This window comes from Pseudomonas sp. PA1(2017) (assembly GCF_001945375.1).
GTDB lineage: Bacteria > Pseudomonadota > Gammaproteobacteria > Pseudomonadales > Pseudomonadaceae > Aquipseudomonas.
This window is the reverse complement of sequence record NZ_MSXU01000009.1, coordinates 607468-631758: the sequence shown is the minus strand read 5'-3', so window position 1 is coordinate 631758 and position 24291 is coordinate 607468. Positions and strand designations below refer to the sequence as shown.

General features: G+C 60.6%; 26 protein-coding genes and 4 tRNA genes. 10 read left to right on the top strand and 20 right to left on the bottom strand.

Annotation, left to right across the window (positions count from 1 at the left end):
* Positions 1–45: 45 nt before the first annotated feature.
* Both BVH01_RS10040 and gorA read right to left on the bottom strand, forming a co-directional pair.
* The gene (locus tag BVH01_RS10040; protein ID WP_075930183.1) at positions 46–669 is read right to left on the bottom strand and encodes a trimeric intracellular cation channel family protein; all 624 of its coding nucleotides are present in this window, start codon (positions 667–669) and stop codon (positions 46–48) included.
* A 7-nt stretch (positions 670–676) separates the two neighbouring features.
* The gene (gene gorA, locus BVH01_RS10035; RefSeq protein WP_075930182.1) at positions 677–2032 is read right to left on the bottom strand and encodes a glutathione-disulfide reductase; all 1356 of its coding nucleotides are present in this window, start codon (positions 2030–2032) and stop codon (positions 677–679) included.
* 117 nt (positions 2033–2149) lie between these two features.
* Here gorA and BVH01_RS10030 point away from each other — a divergent pair, with 117 nt between their 5' ends.
* On the top strand, positions 2150–2572 hold the full coding sequence (locus tag BVH01_RS10030) for a VOC family protein (RefSeq protein WP_075930181.1): 423 nt from the start codon (positions 2150–2152) through the stop codon (positions 2570–2572).
* A 75-nt stretch (positions 2573–2647) separates the two neighbouring features.
* On the opposite strand, the gene galU is transcribed toward BVH01_RS10030, so the two are convergent.
* Positions 2648–3484 carry a UTP--glucose-1-phosphate uridylyltransferase GalU gene (gene galU, locus BVH01_RS10025; protein ID WP_075930180.1) on the bottom strand — a complete coding sequence of 279 codons (837 nt, stop codon included), beginning with the start codon at positions 3482–3484 and terminating at the stop codon, positions 2648–2650.
* A gap of 147 nt (positions 3485–3631) precedes the next feature.
* On the opposite strand from galU, the gene BVH01_RS10020 reads away from it, so the two are divergent.
* Positions 3632–3883, top strand: coding sequence for a hypothetical protein (locus BVH01_RS10020; RefSeq protein ID WP_075930179.1), 252 nt, complete (start codon positions 3632–3634; stop codon positions 3881–3883).
* 247 nt (positions 3884–4130) lie between these two features.
* Entirely contained in the window at positions 4131–4919 is a 789-nt protein-coding gene (locus BVH01_RS10015; protein ID WP_075930178.1) for an outer membrane protein OmpK, read from the top strand.
* A 52-nt stretch (positions 4920–4971) separates the two neighbouring features.
* On the opposite strand, the gene BVH01_RS10010 is transcribed toward BVH01_RS10015, so the two are convergent.
* The 6 genes from BVH01_RS10010 to BVH01_RS09985 form a co-directional block, all read right to left on the bottom strand.
* On the bottom strand, positions 4972–5541 hold the full coding sequence (locus tag BVH01_RS10010) for a GNAT family N-acetyltransferase (protein ID WP_075930177.1): 570 nt from the start codon (positions 5539–5541) through the stop codon (positions 4972–4974).
* 63 nt (positions 5542–5604) lie between these two features.
* A tRNA-Leu gene (locus tag BVH01_RS10005) sits at positions 5605–5691 on the bottom strand.
* Positions 5692–5866: 175 nt separating this feature from the next.
* The gene (locus tag BVH01_RS10000; protein ID WP_083651909.1) at positions 5867–6217 is read right to left on the bottom strand and encodes a YqjD family protein; all 351 of its coding nucleotides are present in this window, start codon (positions 6215–6217) and stop codon (positions 5867–5869) included.
* Between the two features lie 77 nt (positions 6218–6294).
* The gene (locus BVH01_RS09995; RefSeq protein WP_075930176.1) at positions 6295–6546 is read right to left on the bottom strand and encodes a hypothetical protein; all 252 of its coding nucleotides are present in this window, start codon (positions 6544–6546) and stop codon (positions 6295–6297) included.
* Between the two features lie 79 nt (positions 6547–6625).
* Entirely contained in the window at positions 6626–6874 is a 249-nt protein-coding gene (locus BVH01_RS09990) for a DUF1652 domain-containing protein (protein ID WP_075930175.1), read from the bottom strand.
* A 258-nt stretch (positions 6875–7132) separates the two neighbouring features.
* A complete protein-coding gene (locus tag BVH01_RS09985) occupies positions 7133–7336 on the bottom strand; it encodes a hypothetical protein (protein ID WP_075930174.1) in 204 nt (67 codons plus the stop codon).
* Positions 7337–7589: 253 nt separating this feature from the next.
* Here BVH01_RS09985 and BVH01_RS09980 point away from each other — a divergent pair, with 253 nt between their 5' ends.
* Both BVH01_RS09980 and BVH01_RS09975 read left to right on the top strand, forming a co-directional pair.
* Entirely contained in the window at positions 7590–7880 is a 291-nt protein-coding gene (locus BVH01_RS09980) for an Arc family DNA-binding protein (protein ID WP_013791523.1), read from the top strand.
* A gap of 235 nt (positions 7881–8115) precedes the next feature.
* Positions 8116–8550, top strand: coding sequence for a hypothetical protein (locus BVH01_RS09975; RefSeq protein ID WP_075930173.1), 435 nt, complete (start codon positions 8116–8118; stop codon positions 8548–8550).
* A gap of 274 nt (positions 8551–8824) precedes the next feature.
* Here BVH01_RS09975 and BVH01_RS09970 read toward each other — a convergent pair.
* The 5 genes from BVH01_RS09970 to uvrY form a co-directional block, all read right to left on the bottom strand.
* Positions 8825–8898, bottom strand: a tRNA-Cys gene (locus BVH01_RS09970).
* A gap of 38 nt (positions 8899–8936) precedes the next feature.
* Positions 8937–9012: transfer RNA gene (locus tag BVH01_RS09965), tRNA-Gly, on the bottom strand.
* 66 nt (positions 9013–9078) lie between these two features.
* Positions 9079–9639: a CDP-diacylglycerol--glycerol-3-phosphate 3-phosphatidyltransferase gene (gene pgsA, locus BVH01_RS09960; RefSeq protein ID WP_075930172.1), complete on the bottom strand. Its 561-nt coding sequence runs from the start codon at positions 9637–9639 to the stop codon at positions 9079–9081.
* Positions 9640–9672: 33 nt separating this feature from the next.
* Positions 9673–11496: an excinuclease ABC subunit UvrC gene (gene uvrC / locus BVH01_RS09955; RefSeq protein ID WP_075930999.1), complete on the bottom strand. Its 1824-nt coding sequence runs from the start codon at positions 11494–11496 to the stop codon at positions 9673–9675.
* 1 nt (position 11497) lies between these two features.
* Complete coding sequence (gene uvrY, locus BVH01_RS09950; RefSeq protein ID WP_075930171.1) at positions 11498–12142, bottom strand: UvrY/SirA/GacA family response regulator transcription factor; 645 nt, start codon at positions 12140–12142, stop codon at positions 11498–11500.
* A 326-nt stretch (positions 12143–12468) separates the two neighbouring features.
* Between uvrY and BVH01_RS09945 the strand changes: the two genes are divergently transcribed.
* The gene (locus tag BVH01_RS09945; protein WP_074888029.1) at positions 12469–12675 is read left to right on the top strand and encodes a hypothetical protein; all 207 of its coding nucleotides are present in this window, start codon (positions 12469–12471) and stop codon (positions 12673–12675) included.
* 613 nt (positions 12676–13288) lie between these two features.
* Here BVH01_RS09945 and BVH01_RS09940 read toward each other — a convergent pair.
* Positions 13289–13379, bottom strand: a tRNA-Ser gene (locus tag BVH01_RS09940).
* Positions 13380–13559: 180 nt separating this feature from the next.
* Here BVH01_RS09940 and BVH01_RS09935 point away from each other — a divergent pair.
* Positions 13560–14228 carry a Bax inhibitor-1/YccA family protein gene (locus BVH01_RS09935; protein WP_075930170.1) on the top strand — a complete coding sequence of 223 codons (669 nt, stop codon included), beginning with the start codon at positions 13560–13562 and terminating at the stop codon, positions 14226–14228.
* A 57-nt stretch (positions 14229–14285) separates the two neighbouring features.
* On the opposite strand, the gene BVH01_RS09930 is transcribed toward BVH01_RS09935, so the two are convergent.
* The 4 genes from BVH01_RS09930 to BVH01_RS09915 form a co-directional block, all read right to left on the bottom strand.
* A complete protein-coding gene (locus BVH01_RS09930; protein ID WP_075930169.1) occupies positions 14286–14885 on the bottom strand; it encodes an START domain-containing protein in 600 nt (199 codons plus the stop codon).
* Positions 14886–14914: 29 nt separating this feature from the next.
* Positions 14915–15175 carry a YkgJ family cysteine cluster protein gene (locus tag BVH01_RS09925; RefSeq protein WP_070887505.1) on the bottom strand — a complete coding sequence of 87 codons (261 nt, stop codon included), beginning with the start codon at positions 15173–15175 and terminating at the stop codon, positions 14915–14917.
* A 79-nt stretch (positions 15176–15254) separates the two neighbouring features.
* Entirely contained in the window at positions 15255–17162 is a 1908-nt protein-coding gene (locus tag BVH01_RS09920) for a sensor histidine kinase (RefSeq protein WP_075930168.1), read from the bottom strand.
* Positions 17162–19375, bottom strand: a complete 2214-nt coding sequence (locus BVH01_RS09915; protein WP_075930167.1) for an EAL domain-containing protein — start codon at positions 19373–19375, stop codon at positions 17162–17164. Before BVH01_RS09915 ends, BVH01_RS09920 begins: the two co-directional genes overlap by 1 nt.
* Positions 19376–19551: 176 nt before the next feature.
* On the opposite strand from BVH01_RS09915, the gene BVH01_RS09910 reads away from it, so the two are divergent.
* Together BVH01_RS09910 and BVH01_RS09905 are read left to right on the top strand one after the other, a co-directional pair.
* Positions 19552–20115: an exonuclease domain-containing protein gene (locus BVH01_RS09910; RefSeq protein WP_075930166.1), complete on the top strand. Its 564-nt coding sequence runs from the start codon at positions 19552–19554 to the stop codon at positions 20113–20115.
* Between the two features lie 61 nt (positions 20116–20176).
* Positions 20177–20458, top strand: coding sequence for a pyrimidine/purine nucleoside phosphorylase (locus BVH01_RS09905; RefSeq protein ID WP_070887319.1), 282 nt, complete (start codon positions 20177–20179; stop codon positions 20456–20458).
* 72 nt (positions 20459–20530) lie between these two features.
* Here the strand turns inward: BVH01_RS09905 and BVH01_RS09900 are convergent, their stop codons facing one another.
* Positions 20531–21007: a DUF1289 domain-containing protein gene (locus tag BVH01_RS09900; RefSeq protein ID WP_075930165.1), complete on the bottom strand. Its 477-nt coding sequence runs from the start codon at positions 21005–21007 to the stop codon at positions 20531–20533.
* 396 nt (positions 21008–21403) lie between these two features.
* Between BVH01_RS09900 and acnB the strand changes: the two genes are divergently transcribed.
* On the top strand, positions 21404–24013 hold the full coding sequence (gene acnB / locus BVH01_RS09895; RefSeq protein ID WP_075930164.1) for a bifunctional aconitate hydratase 2/2-methylisocitrate dehydratase: 2610 nt from the start codon (positions 21404–21406) through the stop codon (positions 24011–24013).
* The last annotated feature ends 278 nt before the right edge of the window (positions 24014–24291 follow it).

The window sequence follows — 24291 nt, the reverse complement described above, 5'->3', positions numbered from 1 at the left end:
TCGACGACGCTGAATGAAACGCGCCAGCCCCTGGCTGGCGCGCGTCTATTCACGATCGAGCAGGTGAAAACTGGGCAGCGAAAACCGCCAGCGGATCGCGGCCAGGCGAATGCCCAGTACCACCAGCATGGCCAGGCCGGTATCCAGCCAGTGCGGGGTTTGCAACATGCGCAGCAGCACGAAGGTCACCGCGCCGGCCAGGCAGGCGGTGGCGTAGATCTCCTTCTTGAAGATCAGCGGGATCTCGTTGCAGATCACGTCGCGCATCACACCGCCGGCGACGCCGGTCATGATGCCCATGATCACCGCCGTGCTGGAGGGCATCGCGTACTGCAGCGCGACCTCGGTGCCGATCACGGTGAACACGGCCAGCCCGAACGCGTCAGCGATCAGCAAGCCCTTTTCATGGATCGGCCGGGTCATGCGCACCCAGACCACCGTGCCCAGCGCCGCAAGGGTAGCCACCAGGATGTAGGTGTCGTTGCGAATCCAGCTGACCGGGTGGTTACCCAAAATCACGTCGCGCAGGGTGCCACCGCCCAGGGCGGTAATGATGGCGATGACCAGCACGCCGAACAGGTCCATGGACTTGCGTCCGGCCATCAGCGCGCCGGTGATGGCGAACACCGCCACCCCGAACAGATCCGCGAAATAGAACAGCTGGTTCATCGACAAGTCAGTTCACCGGCGTACGCAAGGTCACGAACTCTTCGGCCGCGCTAGGGTGCACACCGATGGTTTCATCGAATACCTGCTTGGTCGCCCCAGCCTTGAGCGCGACCGCCAAGCCCTGGACGATTTCGCCGGCATCGGGCCCGACCATGTGGCAGCCCAGCACGCGATCGGTCTTGGCGTCGACCACCAGCTTCATCAGCGTGCGCTCGTCGCTCTCGGTCAGGGTCAGCTTCATCGGCCGGAAGCGGCTCTCGAAGATCTTCACCTCGTGTCCTGCTTCACGCGCCTGCTCCTCAGAAAGGCCCACGGTGCCGATGTTCGGCAGGCTGAACACCGCCGTTGGGATCATCCGGTAGTCGACCTTGCGGTATTCCTCCGGTTTGAACAGGCGCCGTGCCACCGCCATGCCTTCGGCCAGCGCCACGGGGGTGAGCTGCACGCGACCGATCACGTCACCGATGGCCAGAATCGACGGTGCGCGGGTTTGGTACTCGTCATCGACCTCGATGTAACCCTTGTCGTCCAGGCTGACCGAGGTATTTTCCAGGCCCAGGTTGTCGAGCATTGGGCGGCGACCGGTGGCGTAGAAGATGCAGTCGGCTTCCAGCGTACGGCCATCCTTGAGCGTCGCCTTGAGGCTGCCGTCGGCCTGCTTGTCGATGCGTGCGATGTCGGTGTTGAACTGCACGTCCAGGCCGCGCTTGCCGAGTTCCTCATGCAGGTGGGTACGCAGGGATTTGTCGAAGCCACGCAGGAACAAATCGCCGCGGTACAAGAGCGAAGTCTGCGCGCCAAGACCGTTGAAGATCGAGGCGAACTCCACCGCGATGTAGCCACCGCCGACCACCAGGATGCGCCTGGGCAGCTCTTCCAGGAAAAACGCCTGGTTTGAGTTGATCGCATGCTCATGGCCCGGGATCTCGGGAACATGGGGCCAGCCGCCGGTTGCGATGAGGATACGCTCGGCGCTGTAAATCTTGCCGTCGACTTCCACCCGATGCTCGTCGAGCAGGCGCGCATGGCCCTCGACCAGGGTGACGCCACTGCCCACCAGCAGTTTGCGGTAGATGCCGTTTAGGCGTTCGATCTCGCGGTTCTTGTTGGCGATCAGCGTCGGCCAGCTGAAGCTGGCCTGGCCGGGCGTCCAGCCAAAACCTTCGGCGTGTTCGAACTCATCGGCGAATTGCGCCCCATAGACCAGCAGCTTTTTAGGCACGCAGCCAACGTTGACGCAGGTACCGCCCAGATAACGGCTTTCCGCCACGGCCACCCGGGCGCCGTAGCCCGCCGCGAAGCGTGCTGCACGTACACCGCCGGAGCCGGCGCCGATTACAAACAGATCGAAATCGTAGGTCATAGAAGCCTCCTGAACAGACGCAGAGCATACCGTAAACGCAGCGCCCTGCCCGCCTGGCACATGGGGCAAACTTGTCACCGCCACATTGGGTCTAGAGCCGAGAGGAGGAACCAGACCATGCGCCCGATTCTCACCCATCTTGCCCTGCACGTACCGGACCTGCAGGCCTGCATCAGCTTCTACGAAGATTTCTGCGGCATGCGGGTCATCCACCGCCGCCCTGGCAAGGGTTCGCAGATCGTGTGGATGGCCGAGCCGGGACGTGAGAGCGAATTCATCTTCGTCATCATGCCCGGTGGCGAGCCTCGCCGATTGGCGCCTGGCGATTACAGCCACTTCGGCTTTGCCCTGCAGAGCCGTGATGAGGTCGACGCGGTGGTCGCCAAGGCCGAAGCCGCCGGATGCCTGCTCTGGGCGCAACGCGACGAGCCTTACCCGGTTGGCTATTACTGCGGCGTCCGCGATCCGGCAGGCCATCAGGTCGAGTTCAGCTATGGCCAGCCGCTTGGCCCCGGTGCGACGCCGATCAACGCCAGCTGAACTGGCCCTGGTTAAATACGGCAGGCATAAAAAACCGCCCGAAGGCGGTTTTTCCAAGCATGAGGCTGGCGAGCCTCAGCCTTTACCGGTCTTGTACAGATTCTCGAAGCAGAAGTTGGTCGCCTCGATGTAACCCTCGGCGCCACCGCAATCGAAGCGCTGGCCCTTGAATTTGTAAGCCAGCACACAACCGTCCTGGGCCTGCTTCATCAGCGCGTCGGTGATCTGGATCTCACCACCTTTGCCCGGCTCGGTCTTCTCGATCAACTCGAAGATGTCCGGGGTCAGGATGTAGCGGCCGATGATCGCCAGGTTGGACGGCGCATCTTCGGCCTTGGGCTTCTCGACCATGCTGTTCACGCGGAAGATGTCGTCGCGGATCATCTCGCCGGCAATCACGCCGTACTTGTGGATCTCGTCCATCGGCACTTCCTGCACCGCCACGATCGAGCAGCGGAACTGGTTGTACAGCTTGACCATCTGGGTCAGCACGCTGTCGCCTTCCAGGTTCAGGCACAGGTCATCGGCCAGAACAACGGCGAACGGCTCGTCACCGATCAACGGACGGCCGCTGAGGATGGCGTGGCCCAGGCCTTTCATTTCCACCTGGCGGGTGTAGGAAAAGGTGCAGTTGTCGATCAGGCGACGGATACCGACCAGGTACTTTTCCTTGTCGGTGTTGCGGATCTGCTCTTCCAGCTCGTAACTGATGTCGAAATGATCTTCCAGCGAACGCTTGCCACGACCGGTCACCATGGCGATTTCGGTAAGGCCGGCGGACAGCGCTTCCTCCACACCGTATTGGATCAACGGCTTGTTCACGATTGGCAGCATTTCCTTGGGCATGGCCTTGGTTGCCGGGAGAAAACGAGTGCCGTAGCCAGCGGCAGGAAACAAGCATTTTTTGATCATGGAAGTCCCTGAATGAGAGAGGGTTATCGACGCCGCAGCAGTCTAGCAGGACGCGCAAGGCTTACAACGGGAGCAATGCAAACAGCTCAAACGTTTGCGGCGGCGGGAAGTCACAACAGGTGAAACCCACCGCAACGCGAGGTTCGCATGTCCATCGACAATGACCTGAAGAAAGAAGTTCTCACTCGTCTGCTGCACGCGCATCCGGCAGGCCTGGGCAAAGAGGTACTGGACAATTTCCGCGGCGAGTACGCGGTCGTGGACGTGCTGAGGCACCTTCACAAAGGCGGCCTGATCCACGATGGCAACCTTTCCGAATCGGGCGGCGAGCTGTCCATCCACTACCCCATCAAACTCAGCTCATCCGGCGTCGAGACGGCCAAGCAACTCGACGTCTGATCCGCCCCGAATACCATTCAACCTGCGCCGCTTCCCCTTCAAGGGGCAGCGGCGCAGCTGTTTCTGCGGCCAGGCCGAGAGGCGCCGTATCGGATACCGGCAAATCCTGTAAACTCCCGCGCCGCGCGCAGCTGGGATGGCCATTGCAGAGCCCTCGCCTGCCTGCGCCAACGCCTCGGATAGCCAGGGCGGCTTTGCGCAGCGGCGCTGCGTAGCGACTATTCAACACTTGCCGGAACACCTCTCGATGAAACACACCGCAACCTCCCTGTTGCTGGCGGGCAGCCTGCTGGCGCCTGCCCAGGCCATGGCCGATCTCCTGTTGTGGCAGGACAACAGCCTGACCTACCTCAACGGCATCGACTTCAAGATCGATCCGCCACGCCAGCAGACGCTGACCTTCGAGCACGCCAGCGGCTGGAGCTTCGGTGACCTGTTTCTGTTCGTCGACGGCATCAAGTACAACACCGACGCCACCAACGGTGCCGGTGACGGCCACACCTTCTACGGTGAAATCAGCCCGCGCTTGTCATTCGGCAAACTCAGCGGTGCCGACCTGTCGTTCGGGCCGGTCAAGGATGTTCTGCTGTCCGCCACCTACGAATTCGGCGAGGACGATGTCGACGCCTACCTGCTGGGCCCGGCAGTGGATCTGGCCATACCCGGCTTCGACTACTTCCAGCTCAACACCTACCTGCGCCGCCCGGACGGCAAGCGCGACGGCCGCAACGTGTGGCAGATCACTCCAGTGTGGAGCTATACCATCCCGGTCGGCCGCTCCGACCTGGTGATCGACGGCTTCATCGACTGGGTGGTGGACAACGACGACAGCTATCACGCCAACCTGCACATCAACCCGCAGATCAAATATGACCTGGCCAAGGCCATGGGTTGGGGGCAGAAATTCTACGTAGGCGTCGAATACGACTACTGGAAGCACAAGTACGGCATCGACAACGACAGCCCGCTCGGTGACGACGTGCTCGGTGGCACCAACCAGAGCGCCATCAGCCTGCTGGTCAAGGCGCACTTCTGACGCCACGCGCTGGCCGTCATCCCCGACGGCCAGCCTTCACGATCGGCGCTGCTCAGTCCCCGAGCAGTGCGCGGGCGGCCTGGTCGGTAGCGAGCAAGCTGTACTGATGAAGGCTGAGATATCGGCCATTCTTGAACTCGACGTCGCGCAAGGTACCGTCGCGGCTGAACCCGAGCTTCTCGGCAAGTCGCCAGCTGGCGATGTTGTCGGGCTCGATATCGAGATGGATGCGGTGCACGCCCATGGCCAGGAATGCATGCCTGAGGATTGCCGGCAACGCCTGCCCCATCAGGCCACGTTGCCAGTGCTGCGGCAGTAACCAGTACCCCATTTCGACGCGACGATGCTGGTGATTGCGATCATTGAAGCCGCAGGCGCCGATCAGTGCATCGTCGTCATCCGCCAGAGCCCACCAGATTCCCGTACCGTCTTCGAGCAATTGCTCGTACCAGTGCATCTGCTCGCGGGTAGCGGCCAGGCTGGCGTAGGAAACGCCGTAATGAGCGATCACCTGTGGGTGAGACAGGCCGGCATAGACCTGACCGATATCGTCGGGGCGAATACGCCGTAATCGGCCATTGGCGAAGGAGAATTCGGGAAACGTAGCGAGTGTGCCGTCCATGCTTCACGCCCGAGGGGAACGAGTGGAAGGACGCGAGGGCTTCGCACGGGCCGACGCTGGAAGTGGTGCCCCGAGCCGGAATCGAACCGGCAAGGCCTTGCGGCCGGCAGATTTTAAGTCTGCTGTGTTTACCAATTTCACCATCGGGGCGGTGAAATATGCGAGGGCAGGACTATATACACCCCCAGGCAGCGCCGCAAGTTTAAAGCATGCAATAAAAAACCCCGTAAATCAGTGATCTACGAGGTTATGCGCTGAGCTGCCGGCTTGGCAGCTCAACAGCGTTGGCAGGCTCTGCGGGGCTCAGGCAGCTGCGCTTCGGCAGTTATTTGCTGCTACGGCCAACCAGCAGGCCAATCAGCAAGCCGAAACCAGAGGCCACGGCTACCGAGGTCCACGGGTTGCTTTCGATACGATCCTGCGCGTTGCCGATCGTCTCACGGCCAAGCTCGACAGCCTCACGACCTTTATCGGTGATGGTGCCTTTGGCCTCATTCAGCAACGCGATCACTTTCTCACGAGCTTCGTGAGCCTTGTCGCCGGAGAACGACTCAGCATCGCCCAGCGCCTTGCTGGCTTGATCGAGAAGTTTCTTCAGTTCCTTGGCGCTTTCCTGTTGAAACTGATCCAGGCCGCTCTCAAGCGAAGTTTTACGTGCCATTGGCGAGTGCTCCATAACAGTGGTTGACGTTTTTTGGAGGCCTGGCCAAGCGGCAGAGTTCAGGCTTTTTGCCGCTTGCGACCTGCAAGACCTCAGGCATCGAGCGGGATGATGCCGGTATGAGCCACATGGTCGCCCGCCATACCCCGCACCCGCGCACGCAGATCGAAGGGCATATCCGGCTTGAAAGTAACCGCATGACCGATCAGCTGGCCGTTTTCGTCCACGCGTTCGCGCTCATCCTGCATCCACGTTTGCAGCTCATCTTCGGTCAGGCCCAGCTCCTGCGCCAGCAAAGCGTTGAAACGCTCGAGGTCGAAGCCATCGAATTTGCCACCGTCCATATCGTCGCCCTCCTCAGTCAGTGTTGCTAACTGAGGCCGCCCGCCCGGGCTGGCAGTTCCCTCTGTCTTTCACACCCATTCAGGCCTGGCGCTTGGCGGTGCCGGAATTCAGGGTGAGCAGATCCTGGCGAAGTTGCATCACCAACTGCGAAATCTGCCGCGAGGTAGACAGTTCAGCGCGGGAGATACCCGTGACATTGAGGTAGACCTGCGCGGTGACCGGGTCCCTGATCTGAATCGTCACCGACTCACTGCCAATGGAGCAACTGCACGCCAACGGCAAGAAGGCACATTCGACTATATGACGCTGCTCGAGAACGGACATCATCCTGGAAACTCCTTCCTCACGTTGATGACGAGTGGAGTCTAGCTGTCGTGCAAGATCTGGCATGAGGCATTTTGTCCCGTCCATCGGCTGGCCATTTCGGCTCTCTTCGGGGCCGCTCGTCAGCCGCCCCACTCCGCTGTGGGCACGATAAGAATGGCGAACGGCATCGAGCAAGACTGTGTGGACGGCCTTCTCAAGAACATGCTTAGAGGGGACTTTCCCGCCCAACGACACGATCTCGCCCTTACGCCTTGTCGATCAGCGCGCCAGGACGATCAACATATTGGTGGGCGTGATTCGAGGCAGCAGTTGACGGACATCGCCTGGCGTCTCGACCTTGAAAAACACACGGTAGCCGCTGCCGTCCGCGTAAGGTCGCGAATGGGTGACCCAGCTCGAGAGCATGCTCTCGCTGAGGCCGATGTCAGAGGCGATCTTCAATAACGGGATGTGAACAGTCATGCGAGGTCCTTCTCGTTCGTTCAGATAGTGATGCATGCATCACGCTACCGGCTTTCCATGCCGGAAGTGAGTTGACAGGCGATATCACTATGCCACATTACCCGGCGTATAATAATCATTTCTTGCGTGGGCCGGGTTTTCGGTCGGTAAGTGATGGCTCGGCGACTTATTTACGACCAATCGTCCGGTCGACTGAACTATCGCTCCAGATACCATCAAATAGCTAGTATTACTCGATATGGAGGAACCAATCGTGAGCAAACCCATTTTCAATGCCCGCACCGCGGACAAGTTCGTCGTCCGTTTGCCTGATGGAATGCGCAAGCGCATCGAAGATCTGGCCAATGACAACTACACGAGCATGAACACCGAAATCATCCGTGCCATCGAAGCTCACCTTGAGGGCCAGGCCAGGCAGACCCTGCTGATCGATGCCTTGGAAGCCAAGCTGAAGAGCGAGCTGCAAACCGCGGCGAAACCCGGCAAAAAAGCTCAGGAAGCCAATATCGATTACCTCGACGGGCTCAAGACAGGCACACGCTGACTGCGCAAGCTGCGTCAGGTCAAACAAAGCCCCGAGTATTCGGGGCTTTTTATTTCCGGCTGCTGAGCTCGTGCCGAGAACCGCGCTCGAAACCGTGAAAACCACGGGCGATGACTTGAGACACGGAAGCCTGATCGTCGGATTGTTGTCCTGCACAACGGCTGCAGCTTTCAAGATTTGTGCTGGGGGGCTACGCTATTACACAGGAGCCACACTGAGTAAGGACACACCCTCCATGATGCACCACACCCTGAAGTACGGCGCTTGCCTGCAAGAGTTCTCGCGCGTTCTCGATCTGGCGATGAACAAGCATGACGAGGTCATGCTGGTTCCTGGAATCCTCAGCAGCCTGAACGAGCACATCGAAAAGCTTCTGGGCCCGGTGTTCGCCCGTCGCCTGTTCAATGAGCGCCAGGCCACCCTGACCCTGCCAGGCGGTAAGAAAAAGACCATTCACCTGGCCTCGCTTTCCGGCTGTTACGGTTTCGAGGATGGCGCAATCGTGTTGCCCTGGGTATCACTGCAGACCGTGTCCCTGGCCGAGGAAAAGCACCCCCGCTCCGACAAGTTCTATATCCCCAATGACGGCCCCGGCGCCCCGCACCGCGCACCAGGCCGGGACGAACTCTCTCGTTTTCTCACCAGCTACCCTCGCTCGAGAGCGGTTTGAATCAAGCCTGATTGTTTGGGCATAAAGCGCGTTGGGATTCCTGCCCTCACAGCGTTGAGAGCTGGGCATTCTGAAGCGCTTCCTGATCTGAACCGCATCCGGATCGCCAGCGTCTCTCGCAGTCAAAATCATTCATGGCATCTAACGACGCTTGAGCGAAAGCCGAGCCAAGCTTTTGAGTACACTGGCGCACCTGAACGGATGAGTAGCTGACGCATACTTTCTCAGACGCAATAAAAAAGCCCCGTAGCCATTGGCTACGGGGCTTTGCGTTTGGAGGCTGAGGTCGGAATCGAACCGGCGTTCACGGATTTGCAATCCGGTGCATAACCACTCTGCTACTCAGCCTTAAACTGAACGGGCCGTACGTGACGGCCCGTTGAAACTGGAGCGGGAAACGAGACTCGAACTCGCGACCCCGACCTTGGCAAGGTCGTGCTCTACCAACTGAGCTATTCCCGCTTGTCTTGTCGACGGGCGCCATTCTATATCTTCACGACGCCCAGTCAAGCCCTTGATTCAAAAAAGTTATTTCTTTTCTGCGGTGACGCTCAGATGCGGCCAGGCCGCGAGCAGATACTGCGCCATCGACCACAGCGTGAGCGCCGCGGCCACGATCAACAGCACATAGCCCATCAACACCCAGAAACCGAATAATGGCGGGTTGCCGAGCAGGATCACCAACGCCACCATCTGCGCAGCGGTCTTCCATTTGCCCAGATTGGAGACTGCTACATGCGCCCTGGCGCCCAGCTCCGCCATCCATTCACGCAGTGCCGATACGACGATCTCGCGGCCAATGATGATGGTTGCCGGCAGCGTCAGCCACAGATTGGCATGCTCAGCCACCAGCAGCACCAGCGCGGTGGCCACCATCAGCTTGTCGGCAACGGGATCCAGAAACGCACCGAACGGCGTGCTCTGTTCCCAGCGGCGCGCCAGATAACCATCCAGCCAATCGGTTAGCGCAGCGAAGGCGAACACGGCGCTGGCAGCCCAATAGCTCCATGAAAATGGCATGTAGAACAACAGGATGAAGATCGGGATCAGCAGAACGCGGAGCACCGTTAGGAGGTTGGGGATATTCATCGGCTCGACTGGACGGTTAGGTGAGGCGGCATTCTACTCGCTGTGCAGTGCCGCATAAATCAAACCGGCGAGCTTTTTACTGATGCCGGGTGCTTTGGCGATTTCTTCCGTGCTGGCACGGGACAACTCTTGCAGACCGCCAAAATGGTTGAGCAGTTCACGACGCCGTTTCGGCCCGACGCCAGCCACTTCCTCCAAACTGGAGGTGCGACGCGCCTTGCCGCGGCGCGCCCGGTGGCCGGTAATGGCGAAACGGTGCGATTCGTCGCGAATCTGCTGAATCAGGTGCAAGGCTGGCGAATTGCCCGGCAGGGTGAATTCATGGGCGGCATCGTTCAGGTACAGGGTTTCCAGGCCGGGCTTGCGGGTGGTGCCCTTGGCCACGCCGAGCAGGATCAACGGCGGGACCTCGAGCTCGGTCAACACCTCGCGGGCCATCGCCAGCTGGCCTTTGCCGCCGTCGACAAGAAGAATGTCCGGCAGCTTGCCTTCGTTCTGCTTGGCCTTGCTGAAACGCCGAGTAAGCGCCTGGTGCATGGCTGCATAGTCGTCACCGCCCGTCACGCCTTCGATGTTGTAGCGTCGGTAGTCCGACTTGATCGGGCCTTCCGGACCGAATACCACGCAGGACGCCACCGTCGCCTCGCCACTGGAGTGACTGATATCGAAGCATTCCAGGCGCTGGGGCACCTCATCCATCTCCAGCGCCTCGGCCAGCGAGTCGAAGCGACCGGCCATATGCTCGCGATTGGCCAGCCGTGCGCCCAGCGCCTGCTCGGCATTGGTGACCGCCAGCGCCTGCCAGCGCGCACGGGTGCCACGAACCCGATAGCTGATGGCCAGCTCACGACCGCGCAATTCCTGAATCGCCGCGATCAGCACGGGATAGTCTTCGTGAGGCGCATTGACGATCAACTCGCTGGGCAAGTCCCGCTCATGGCTACCCAGGTAGTACTGGCCGAGAAAGGCGACGAGCACATCCTGTGCTTCTTCCTCGATTGCCACCTGAGGAAAGAAATTCTTGCTGCCCAGCACACGCCCGCCACGCACGCTGATCAGGTGCACGCAGGCACCGCCGGGATTGACCATCGCCGCGATGATATCGACGTCGCCGCTACCGCCCTCCATGCTCTGTTGATCCTGAACGCGGCGCAGCAGGGCCATCTGATCACGCAGTTCGGCGGCCTTCTCGAAATCCAGCGCGGCGGACGCCTGCTGCATGCTGGTGGAAAGCTCGGCATTCAGGGCATTGCTGCGCCCTTCCAGAAACATCACCGAGTGACGCACGTCCTCGGCATATTCGGCCGGTTCGACCAGGCCTACGCACGGCGCCTTGCAGCGCTTGATCTGATACTGCAGGCACGGGCGTGTACGATTGCGGTAGTAGCTGTCCTCACATTGGCGAACCAGAAAGGTCTTCTGCAACAACGCCAGGCTTTCGCGGATCGCGCCAGCACTGGGATAGGGGCCGAAATAGCGACCTTTGCGGTTCTTCGCGCCACGGTGAATGTCCAGGCGCGGGTAATCGCCGTCAGACAGAAACACGTAGGGGTAGGATTTATCGTCACGCAGCAGGATGTTGTACGGCGGCCGCCATTCCTTGATCAGCGTCTGCTCGAGCAATAGCGCTTCGGTCTCGTTGCCGGTGATGGTCGTTTCCACCTGGGCGATCTTGCCCACCAGCGCCATGGTCTTGGTCGCCAACCCGGTTTTGCGAAAGTAGCTGGCGAGTCGCTTCTTGAGGTTCTTCGCCTTGCCGACGTACAGCAGATTGCCGCTCGCGTCGAACATGCGGTAGACGCCCGGACGCCCACTGCAGGTAGCGAGAAAAGCACTGGAATCGAACACGGGCGTCACTTCAGCTGGTGGCATCGACCATGCCATGGCGGACGGCGAGCAGCGCCAGCTCCACGTCGCTGGTGATCGAAAGCTTCTCGAAGATCCGGTAGCGGTAGGTATTGACCGTCTTGGGCGACAGGCACAGCTTGTCGGAAATGCTCTGCACTTTCTGGCAGCCGGCGATCATCAGCGCGATCTGGATCTCACGCTCGGATAACAGATCGAATGGCGAATTGCTGCTTTGCGGCTGGAAGGATTTCAGGGCCAACTGCTGGGCGATCTGCGGGCTGATGAAACGCTGTCCGGCAAACACCATGCGAATGGCCTGCACCATTTCTTCAAGGCCAGCGCCCTTGGTCAGGTAGCCTGCGGCGCCAGCCTGCAGCAACCGAGTCGGAAACGGGTCTTCCTCGCACACGGTAACCGCCACGACCTTGAGATCGGGATGGCTGCGCATCAACTTGCGGGTAGCCTCGAGCCCGCCAATGCCAGGCATCTTCACGTCCATCAACACAACGTCGGGCTTGAGCTCACGAACCTTCTTCAGCGCTTCTTCGCCCGAGCAGGCCTGACCGGTGACCTGCAAGCCGTCGATGTCGGCCAACATGCGCGAGATACCCGTACGAACGAGGTCATGATCATCGACAACCAATACCTTAATCAAACGAACACCTCGTACCTGCGCGAGCGCCGCACGGCGACTACCTGAGAGAAATACACCATAACAAAAAACCTGACGGGTGAGTTAGCCATAAGCGTCAACTTACAAGCGTCAAGTAACCCGAAGGCAGCGGAATCTGACAAACGTACATCTTCGCGTATTCGGCACGCTTCTCCTCTGGTCATTACGACATGCGCTGGCCCCACGCCGCACGCACCTGATCATCAGCGCCGCAACAGGAAATCGACCCGCGAATAATTTATTCGGAACGCGGCTCCCGAGGCATTGCTCTGAATTTACAGAACGCGAACCATACCGAGGGGTTTTCCATGGACATGCTCATCAAGCAGCTCAAAACCGTAACCGCTGGCCGTTATCACATCGTCACGGAAACTTCTGCTGAGGGCTTGCAGGTCGACTGCCTAGATCTGCAGTGTAACCTGGTGGCGACACGCCGCCTGACCGCCGCCCAGCTGCAGAACAAGATCCTCATGACGGCGGTGTATGCCGATCTGAAAGGTACGCTGGGTTACTGATCGAGGTGATCATCGCCGCAATCACAGCGCGGCCTCGACACGCTAGAGCCGCGCTGAAAACCTGCACGTCCATGCAACGTCCTCTGCCCCGCTCTCACTTTTGAATCTGAGTCCGCCCAACGAATGCCGGCCACCAATATGCCTCTTGAGCGATAGATAGCCAGCTATCCATCAATTGCGCAAAACATGACTGATCGGTCGCACAAATTCCCTGAACGAACCCGCAAAGTACCCATTCTATTTCGATCATGTCCCGACCAGCGCCAGTGGTCAGTGGGCAATTCGTAACCAGCAATAGAAGAGCATGACCATGATCTGGATAGCACTCAGCGTCGCCCTGTCACTCGCCTCGCTTCTGGGCGCAGGCATCTATTCGCTGCTGCAGATCCTCGGGGAGTTCAGCCAGAACTGAGCCTCGCAGTTCATCGGGCCAGATCAGCCGCGCATGGCCGCATACAGACTTGCCTGGGCACGGCACTGCGCACTGATGCATGTTCGAACGCGATGAGCGAATGACGCTGTGATCTCGCGGCAAAAGTAAACGGTCGAGGATTTGCGCAGAGGCAGGACAGGAATGAAAAAGCCCGGCGAGTGCCGGGCTTCTTCTTGTATATGGTGGAGGGCCAGGGATTCGAACCCTGGGAACGCTATTAACGTTCGCCGGTTTTCAAGACCGGTGCATTCAACCGCTCTGCCAACCCTCCAGGTCGACATGAAATGCGTCGGTTCGCCGAAACATTCCTTTGCAACCTTGCAGGCTGCGGGCGGCATCTTACCGGAACGCAACACACTGTCAAACACTCTGACTTGGCAGTACCCAAGGCTCTGTTAAGATGCTTCTCGACCTTGGTCACGGACCAACAGCATTTACTAGGAGTGTCGCCATGCGCGAACAAGATTACGCACATAGCCCTTCACGGGTTGAACAAACCGCAGTCAGCAGCGTTCTGCGCAACACATACGGTTTGCTGGCTCTCACCCTGGCATTCAGCGGCATCGTGGCTTTCATGGCGCAACGCGCCAACGTCCCCTACCCGAACATCTTCGTGGTACTGATAGGCTTTTACGGCCTGTTCTTCCTGACCGCCAAGCTGCGTGATTCCGGCTGGGGCCTGCTGTCGACCTTCGCCCTCACCGGTTTCATGGGTTACACCCTGGGCCCGATTCTCAACCGTTACCTGGGTATGGCCAACGGCGCCGAAGTCGTCAGCTCCGCATTCATGATGACGGCCGTAGTGTTCGGCGGCCTCTCGGCTTACGTGCTGACCACCCGCAAGGACATGAGCTTCCTGAGCGGTTTCATCACCGCCGGCTTCTTCGTACTGCTCGGCGCGATCCTGGCCAGCTTCTTCTTCCAGATCAGCGGCCTGCAACTGGCGATCAGCGCTGGCTTCGTGCTGTTCTCGTCGGCCTGTATCCTGTTCCAGACCAGCGCGATCATTCATGGTGGTGAGCGCAACTACATCATGGCGACCATCAGCCTGTACGTATCGATCTACAACCTGTTCGTCAGCCTGTTGCAGATCTTCGGCATCATGGGCGGCGACGACTGATCGTCACCCGCAAACAAGAACCCGCCTTTATGGCGGGTTTTTTATGGCCTGGAAAAATTACTGCTGGGCCTTTTGGCGCATGCCCTTGAGCGTATTGAAGGGCGCCTCGACCACGAACTTGTTGGACAGCCAAGAAGGCACGCTGCCACCTGGGTCAGTATGCGCTTCGTACACCACCTCAACCATGCCGTCGGGCTTGGGCGTCATGGTCCATTGGCCTTCGACACTGGCCACGCGTACGTAGCCCTTTTCCTCAGGGCGGTAATCAGGCGCGCCGTGAAGGGTGCGGATCACGCTGCCATCGGCGCCCTGCTCGGTGGTGACCTCGATGATCGAATCCCGAGGCGTCACCGGCCATGGCGTGTTGAAGCGGGTGTAAGTCCAGCTCTTGCCACCTTCGTGCTTGAGCAACCGCTGCTCCTGACACTCGTGGATCCAGGCACAGGAAGCCACCACGTCCTCCTGCAACGCCCTGAGCTTGGCCACGTCGGTCTTGATCAGGGTTACGCCGCGGTAAGCCTTGTAGGGAGAGCCGGCCACTTCGCTGAGGTAGACCTTGATGCCCTCCTCGTCTTTGGCCAGGCGCCAGTCCTCGGCATGGGCGGCAGAGGCGATGCACAGCGCCGTACTTGCTAGCAATAAACGGGTCAACGACATTTTATTCTCCGGAGTTTGCCTGTAGAGCGTCAGACAGCCGTTGCCGTAGCACCTTCCAGCCAGGCCAGCAGGCGGATGGCTTCTTCACGGCTATTACCGCAGACAGCGAAATCCGCTGAAAATGCGGCGCACACGGCGGGTCGATCCTCGCGCCCGAAGATCGAACAACGGTTGTCCTCGGCCAGATTCACGCAGCGCTCGCCAGCAGCCTTGCCATTGGGCATGCCGGGAATGAAGGAACTGATCGACGGGGAGATGCAGCAGGCGCCACAACCAGGACGGCATTGCATGGAACGGACCTCGAACAAGAAGCATGCAGCAGACGGCGGCGATTCTAGCCTGCCGCTTCACCGGCCGGCAGCCCCTCAGTCAGTTCAGGTCGAAGCGAATCCTGAAGCGCGATCCCTCTCCCGGTGTGCTGTCGACTTCCAGTTCGGCACCGAGCACATCCACCGCCAGCTGATGGGTGATGTGCAAGCCCAGGCCGGTACCGCCCTGGCCGCGCCGGGTGGTGAAGAACGGGTCGAATATCTTGCCCAGCAGTTCCTCGTCCATGCCCCGACCGTCGTCGATGATCTCGATGACGCATTGCCCTCGTTCGTCATCGACCTGGCCGCGCACGATGACCAAGCCTTTCACACCAGGGTCGAAGGCATGAACCAGCGCATTGTCGACGAGATTCTGCACGACTTGCCCGAGGGGCCCCGGGTAGCTGTCCAGCACTATGTCCGGGGCAACCTCCACCGCGATCCGGTGGTCGTTCTGACGTAACTTCGGTTGCAGTAGCAATACCACCTCGTCCACCAGCTCGCGCAGGCCGAAGCGACGCCGTTCCGTACTGGCGCGGTCGGTAGCCAGTTGCTTGAATGCACGGGTCAGCTGCGACATCCGCTCCAGGCTGATCAGAATGATGCTCAGGCCATCATCGGTACGCTGCACGAAACGCTCCAGGGTGGTGCGCTTCAGTCCTTCGCGCACCGCCACCTGAAACTCCTGGCTGGCTCGCTCCAGGGTCGACGCTGCCACGCTGGCGGCGCCAATTGGCGTATTCAATTCGTGGGCGACGCCGGCGACCATGGTACCGAGGGACGACAGCTTTTCAGCCTGCAACAAGGCGCGGCGTGTGCGCTGCAATTGTTCGACGGTACGCTGCAGCTGCTCGTTGCTGGCTGCCAGCGCCCTGCTGCTCACGTGCAGCCCGTGCTCGGCCCGCAAGCGTTCAGCTTCATCGATGGCTCGCCTTACGCTGATCAGAAGCCCGACTCCTTGCAGCACGCTGAAGAACAGTAGAACGCGCCACACCACATCCCAGCGCAATTCGCTCAAATTCCGGGCAGGCAAGTGAGACAGCAACAGCCAGTGGTCCGCGGCGTTCGAGGTTGCCGAAGCGGCATCGCTCGGCCGGAAGTGACTGTAGGCCCAGAAGCCTGCCGCATCGATGAACGAGCCGCGCTGTTCGTTCTGCAAGCGCCGCCAGCTCGATGGCTGGTGGCTGGCAAGGGTCAGATCGGGCTTGCCAAGCAAGAAGCCCCAGGCGTGCTCCGGGCTCTCGCCCAGCATCCAGTAGCCTTCGTGATCGAGCAGTTGTAACGATCCTCCATATGCCACGGATGTTTCGCGCAAACGCTCCAACATCCGTTCGGCACGGTAGTCGAGGATCAGGATGCCGCGCCGCTCACCGCGCTCGCTGAACACCGGCACCGCCGCGCGCAGGATTGGCACCAGGGTCTCGACGGAACCATCAGGCCGGTAATGACGCTCCAGGTCGAAACGCGACAGGTACGACTCGCCTTTGTAGAGATGCATGGTTTCCACGAAGTAATAGGCAGCCGAGTCATTCTGCAAATCAGCCAACTCGACCTGGCGCGCCTTTCCCGACACGTTGTCGATGCGCACCCGCTCCATTCCGTGTTCATCGAGCCAGCGAATGTGCTGGTAGTTACCACGGCTATTTGAAAACTCGGCGAACAGCTCACTCAATGCAGCGTAGCTATCATCGGAGGCATGCCTCACGGCCCGATTCAGCAGGGGCTGCTGACTGAGGAACTGCAAATCACCGCGCAAACTCGACAGATGCCGTTCCAGAACCGCCACGCCCTCGTTCAAGCTGTCGGTCTGCGCCTCGAGCAGCGGTTCCAGCCGGTCATTGAGCATGCGATCGTAGAGCAACAAGCTGAGCACGATGATCAGCAGGGACCACGGCAGGAACAGCACCAGCAGGTTACGCGGCAGCGGCCTGGACAGCGCCGTTCGCCAACCGGCGATGCGGCGACCCATCACCGTTGCGAACGCTCGCCCAGCCAGCCTAACAGCCGCTCCAGCGGCATTGGCCTGGCGTACAGATAGCCCTGGGCCTCCAGGCAATCATGGCGTTTCAGCCATTCGGCCTGCTGCTGGTTTTCTACCCCTTCGGCAATCACTGTCATGCCGACCCTTCGGGCAATGTGGATGATCGCTTCAGCGATCGCCTGGCCATCGTCCTCGGCACGCAGTTCCTCGACGAAACTGCGGTCGATCTTCAAGCGATCCGCCGGTAGTTGGCGCAGGTAGCTGAGCGACGAGAAGCCAGTGCCGAAGTCGTCGATGGCCACCTTGACGCCCATGGCACGCAGCGCCAGCAGTTGCTCGCAAACCTGCTCGAACGAGCGCATGGCCACCGACTCGGTGATTTCCAGCTCGACCTGAGCCGCACTCACGCCAGCGGCCTCCAGATGCAGGGTGAACCGCTCGATGAAATCGCGCTGCAGTAGTTGAGTCGCCGATACGTTGATCGCCACGCGGATGTCGCGATAGCCGGTTTCAGCCAGCCGTCGGGCCGCCTGCAAGCCCAGGCGCATGAGCAGGTCGCCCAGCGGCAGGATGTAGCCAGTGGCCTCGGCCAGTGGAATGAACTCGAGCGGCGCAATGGCTTTGCCGTCGGCCTGGTACCAACGAGCCAAAGCCTCTACGCCGGTGACCACGCCAGTTCGCAGATCCACCTGGGGTTGCAGTTCGATGCTGATCAGGTCGCTGGCCACTGCGTCGCGCAGCGCCAGCAGCAGCCGAAACGACTCGGCATGGGCGCTCTGCAGCTGGCGGTCGTGCACCACATGCTGATCGTGGCCCAACTGCTTGGCCTGCTTGAGGGTCAGCCTTGCATCCTGCAGGGCAACGCTGGCGGTGTCATCGAAATCGCGCAAATACAGGGTGACGCTGCTCAGGCTGTGCACTTGGCCCAGCTCGTAAGGCCGGTTGGGGCGTCGGAACAAGGCCACGATATCCTCGGCACGCACCTGATCCTCCGGGCCCAGCACAGCGAACAGGTCATCGCGCACACGTGCGATCAGCACATTGCCGTCGAACGCATCACGCAGGCGGTTGGCCACCAAACCGAGGATGAAATCCCCGTAGCCGGTACCGAAAGCGGTGTTGGCGCCGGAGAAGTTGTCGATATCGAGCAGCACCAGCACCCGCTCGTTCTTGTTCGGGCTGCTCAGGGTCATGTCGAGCATGCGGATCAGCGCATTGCGATTGGGGATCTTCAGCAAATCGTCCTGGTAGGCCATCTCTTCGAGGCGACTGAACAGCGCCACGTTGTAGAGCCCTCGGCTGATGCTGGCGCTGAACACTTCGAGCAGCTCCAGCTCGGTGTCGTCCAGCGTGCGCTCGGTGGCCACGTAGCAGGCGTAGTCCGCGCCAGCCTGAAAGCGTGGGAAGAACAGCACCGTGCAATCATCGAAACGCAACGTGGCCTGTTTTTGCAGAGAGCAGCGCAGCGCGCTGGCCACCGCGTCGTCGCCAAGACCATTGAGATTGCCGTCGATGGAGCCGTAAAAGCGACCACTGGCACTGATCACATAGGCGTCGGGAAGCTCGCCGGGGCTGGCATCATGGGCCTTTACGCAGACGATGCCTTCAGCCTGCAGATCGAGCAGCGAGGCGATTTCGGAAAGAATCTTGGCCGACAGTTCACGGGTGTTCTTCGAGCAGAACAGCGCATTGCTAGACTCGACGATCATCTGCAGGCCGCGGCGTGCCCGCGCGGTAGCCCTGAGTTGCGAGTAGCTGCGCAGCCCGGCGGTGAGCACGGTGCGCAGGCGTTCGGCGCTGAGTTCGCTCTTGGACCAGTAGTCGTTGATGTCGTAGTCGCGCATCACGCTCTGCACCGGCGCCATGCCCGGTTCGCCGGTCAGCAGCACGATACGGATCTCGGCGTTGCCGATGACTTCGCGCAGGGTCTTGACCAGGCGCAGGCCGGCGTCTTCGGTTTCCATCACCACATCGAGCAGCACCAGGGCGAAATCCTGCTGCTCGGCCAGCAACATGGCGGCTTCGCGGTTGCTGAACGCCTGCTGGATCTCGACACGCCGGCCGAGGATATCCATCTCGCTGATCGCAAAGGCGGTTGCGCGCTGGAAGTCAGGATCATCATCAACGGTCAGGATGCGCCACGCCGGATGGCTGTTGTCACCCACCGGCTCGTCATCTGAAAACACCACGGAATCATCCATGAACACACTCACCTATCACGCGGAAATAGAGAACCACGATCTTGCGTACGCAAGTATAGCCAGCGCCGCAAAGACACAATGTCCATGATGGCATTTCGTATATGGCACGAATCGCACCACTCGTCGGTCTGAGCAGTGAGCGAACATGACCGGACGACAGCAGACAAGGAGAGGCAATGGGGTATTGGCTGGTCATCGACCTGGAAGCCACCACCGAAGAAGGCGGCTGGCCAGTGGAGCATATGGAGGTCATCGAGGTCGGTGCCAGCCTGGTCAACGCCAGCGGCCACGAGATCGATCATTTCCAGCGTTTCGTGCGGCCCATGCGCCGCCCCCTGCTCACCCGCTTCTGCCGGCAACTCACTCACATCAGCCAGGCGGAGGTGGATGGCGCTGCCACCTTGCCGGTACTGTGGCCGCAATTCGAGCGCTGGCTGCAGCCCCATCACCCTCGGCTGCAGGGTTGGTGCAGTTGGGGCGATTATGATCGCCAGCAGCTCGAACAGGACTGGCAGCGCCATGACCTCGCCAGCAGCCTGCAGGCGCTGCCGCATCTCAACCTCAAGCGCCGCTTCGCCGAAGAACGGCAGCTGCCCCGCCCCGTTGGCCTGAACGCGGCGCTACAACTGGCCGGTTTCAACTTCAGCGGCCAGCAGCACCGCGCCCTGCACGATGCACGCAATACCGCTCGTCTGCTGCCCCTGGTGATGACCGAGCGAAGCGGCGCGCGCAATACGTGACGCCGTCAAACGCCTTGGGCATACTTGCCAGCCCTTTATTCTGCCGCTCACGAGGATGCACATGTTCAAGGTCAACGAGTATTTCGACGGCACCGTCAAATCCATCGCGTTCGGCATGGCAGAAGGCCCGGCCACCATTGGCGTGATGGCGGCGGGCGAGTATGAATTCGGCACCGGTCAGCTGGAGATCATGCACGTGATCGCCGGCGCCCTGACCGTCAAGCTGCCGGGCAGCGACAACTGGGAAACCTTCACCGCCGGCAGCCGTTTCACCGTGCCGGCCGACAGCAAGTTCCAGCTCAAGGTCGAACAGGACACCGCATACCTGTGCGAATACCGCTGATAGCTCCTGCAGCAAGAAGAAGCCCGGCCAAGTGCCGGGCTTCTTGCATTAATGAGGCCTACTCGCGCCCCGTCAGACGCGCAGCTCCATGCCTTCCTTGAGAAAGCGTGGCGCGATATAGCGTTCGAAGTGCGCCTCGGACAGCAGGAAGAACTCGCGGTCGATGGCATCGCGCAGATCGGGCAACTCCCAATCGCGAAATTCGGGTAGCAACACGATGCCGTATGCCTCGAGTTGGGAAATCACCCGCGCGCCGCGTGCCAACAATTGATAAGCCCAACAGTACGCCGACTGCTGAGGAACGAAGCGAATCTGCCGCTGTTGCAGTTGCTTGAGCAGCAGCGCCTCGTCGAACACCTCCAGCTTGGCGGTCATCACCTGTACCAGCAGCATTTCCAGGCGCAGCCACACCGACTGTTTTTCCTCGTCGCTGTAGCCGTTCCAGTTGATCACCTCGTGGTGGAAGCGCTTGCAGCCACGGCATACGGAATCCCCGAAAACCGTGGAACACAGGCCTATGCAAGGCGTCTTGATACGTTGATTGGGCATGCGTTGAATCGATACACCGGACAATGAAGGATGCATCTTAGCCCTTTGTCTAATGGGGATCACCCCAGAGGCCGATGGGTCTTTCACTTAACTTCGTGCGAAGATTCGGCTAGAATCAGCGCGCCTTGCGAAAGGCGCCAATGTCCGTTGGAAGCTGTTTTCAAAGCGTCACGAGCACAGTCGATCCTGCAGCACGATAGTTGGCGTGGTCACCCTCAGGCCATGCCAGCCCTCATCAGACCCCGTTCTGCAGGCGTAAAACTTTGAAAGCAGCTTCCGGATGGAAGTATCGAAACCATCGTGCTCAGCCCATGAGGCTGCGCGACGGATGTGTTTGATGCATTCCTGCATGCGTCCCGGACTTCCCATTTGGGACCACTGATGAGGGTAATAACTGTGCTTGAAGCCTACCGCAAACACGTAGCAGAGCGTGCCGCCCAGGGTATCGTGCCCCAGCCGCTAAACGCCGAACAAACTGCCGGTCTCGTCGACCTGCTGAAGAACCCGCCGGCCGGCGAAGAAGAATTCCTCCTCGATCTGATCACCAATCGCGTGCCGCCAGGCGTCGACGAAGCGGCTTACGTGAAGGCCGGCTTCCTGTCCGCCATCGCCAAAGGTGAAGCCACTTCCCCGCTGCTCGACAAGAAGCGCGCCACCGAACTGCTCGGCACCATGCAGGGCGGCTACAACATCGCCACCCTGGTCGAGCTGCTCGATAGCGCCGAATTGGGCGCCATTGCCGCCGAACAGCTCAAGCACACCCTGCTGATGTTCGACGCCTTCCACGACGTGGCCGAAAAGGCCAAGGCCGGTAACGCCAATGCCAAGGCCGTGCTGGAATCCTGGGCTGCCGGTGAGTGGTTCACCAAGCGTCCGGCGATTGCCGAGAAGTACAGCCTGAGCGTCTTCAAGGTACCGGGCGAAACCAACACCGACGACCTGTCGCCGGCTCCGGACGCCTGGTCGCGCCCTGACATCCCGCTGCACGCTCTGGCCATGCTGAAAATGGCCCGCGACGGCATCGTTCCCGAGCAGCCTGGCTCCATCGGCCCGCTGAAGCAGATCGAAGAAGTACGCGCCAAAGGTTTCCCGGTCGCCTACGTCGGTGACGTGGTCGGTACCGGTTCCTCGCGTAAGTCCGCCACCAACTCGGTGCTGTGGTTCTTCGGCGACGACATTCCTTATGTGCCGAACAAGCGCGCCGGTGGCTTCTGCTTCGGCTCCAAGATCGCTCCGATCTTCTACAACACCATGGAAGATGCCGGCGCCCTGCCGATCGAGTTCGACGTGTCGAACATCGAAATGGGCGACGTGATCGACGTCTACCCGCACGCTGGCAAGGTCTGCAAGCACGGCACCGACGAGGTCATCACCACCTTCGAACTGAAGACGCCGGTTCTGCTCGATGAAGTTCGCGCTGGCGGCCGTATTCCGCTGATCGTCGGCCGTGGCCTGACCGACAAGGCTCGTGCCGAGCTGGGCATGGGCCCGACCGACCTGTTCGCATTGCCGGAAGCGCCGGTCGACACTGGCAAGGGCTACACCCTGGCGCAGAAGATGGTCGGCAAGGCCTGTGGCCTGCCGGAAGGCAAAGGCGTTCGCCCGGGCACCTACTGCGAACCGAAGATGACCACCGTCGGCTCCCAGGACACCACTGGCCCGATGACCCGCGACGAGCTGAAAGACCTGGCGTGCCTGGGCTTCTCCGCTGACTTGGTCATGCAGTCGTTCTGCCACACCGCGGCCTATCCGAAGCCGATCGACGTTACCACCCACCACACCCTGCCGGACTTCATCCGCACCCGTGGCGGCGTATCCCTGCGCCCTGGCGACGGCATCATCCACAGCTGGCTGAACCGCATGCTGCTGCCCGACACAGTCGGCACCGGTGGCGACTCGCACACCCGTTTCCCGATCGGCATCAGCTTCCCGGCCGGTTCCGGCCTGGTCGCCTTCGCCGCTGCCACCGGCGTCATGCCGCTGGACATGCCCGAGTCGATCCTGGTTCGCTTCAAGGGCAAGCTGCAGCCTGGCATCACCCTGCGTGACCTGGTTCATGCCATCCCTTACTACGCCATCCAGAAGGGCCTGCTGACCGTCGAGAAGAAAGGCAAGAAGAACGCCTTCTCCGGCCGCATCCTGGAAATCGAAGGCCTGGACGAGCTGACCGTCGAGCAGGCGTTCGAGCTCTCCGACGCCTCGGCCGAGCGCTCCGCTGCCGGTTGCACCATCAAGCTGCCGGAAAAGGCCATCGCCGAGTACCTGAAGTCGAACATCACCCTGCTGCGCTGGATGATCAGCGAAGGCTACGGTGATGCACGCACCATGGAGCGTCGCGCGCAGGCCATGGAAGCCTGGCTGGCCAACCCGGAACTGCTGTCCGCCGACGCCGATGCCGAGTACGCCGAAATCATCGAAATCGACCTGGCCGACGTCAAGGAGCCTGTGCTCTGCGCGCCGAACGACCCGGACGACGCGCGTTTGCTGTCGACCGTTCAGGGCGAGAAGATCGACGAAGTGTTCATCGGTTCGTGCATGACCAACATCGGTCACTTCCGCGCTGCCGGCAAGCTGCTCGACAAGGTCAAGGGTTCCATTCCGACCCGTCTGTGGCTGTCGCCGCCGACCAAGATGGACGCTCACCAGCTGACCGAAGAAGGCTACTACGGCATCTACGGCAAGGCCGGCGCCCGCATGGAAATGCCGGGTTGCTCGCTGTGCATGGGTAACCAGGCACGTGTGGCGGCGAACTCCACCGTGGTATCGACCTCGACGCGTAACTTCCCGAACCGTCTGGGCGATGGCGCCAACGTGTACCTGGCATCGGCCGAACTGGCCGCTGTCGCTTCGATCATCGGCAAACTGCCGACCGTCGAGGAGTACATGGAGTACGCGAAGAACATCGACAGCATGGCTGCCGACGTTTACCGCTACCTGAGCTTCGACCAGATCGCCGAGTTCCGCGAAGCCGCGGCGAGCGCGAACATCCCGGTCGTTCAAGCCTAAGGCGTCACCCGCGTCAAAAGGAGCCCCGCCCAGTGCGGGGCTTTTTTATGGCTCTTCGCAATACGCCGGGCACCGAATGACATGGGAGCGGCTTCAGCCGCGAGCCCTTCACAGGCTGTGGCGGATGCCCGGCCCGCTCCCCACAAGGACACATTTCCCCTGAGAATTAGCGCGAACTGTACCGGATACAGCTGTGCTGGCCGTCCCGCTGTAGGGGACATGCAGCCGTGGGCTGTATCTGACAGGCCGCCACGGCCCTCGGTTAGGGTTGCATATCG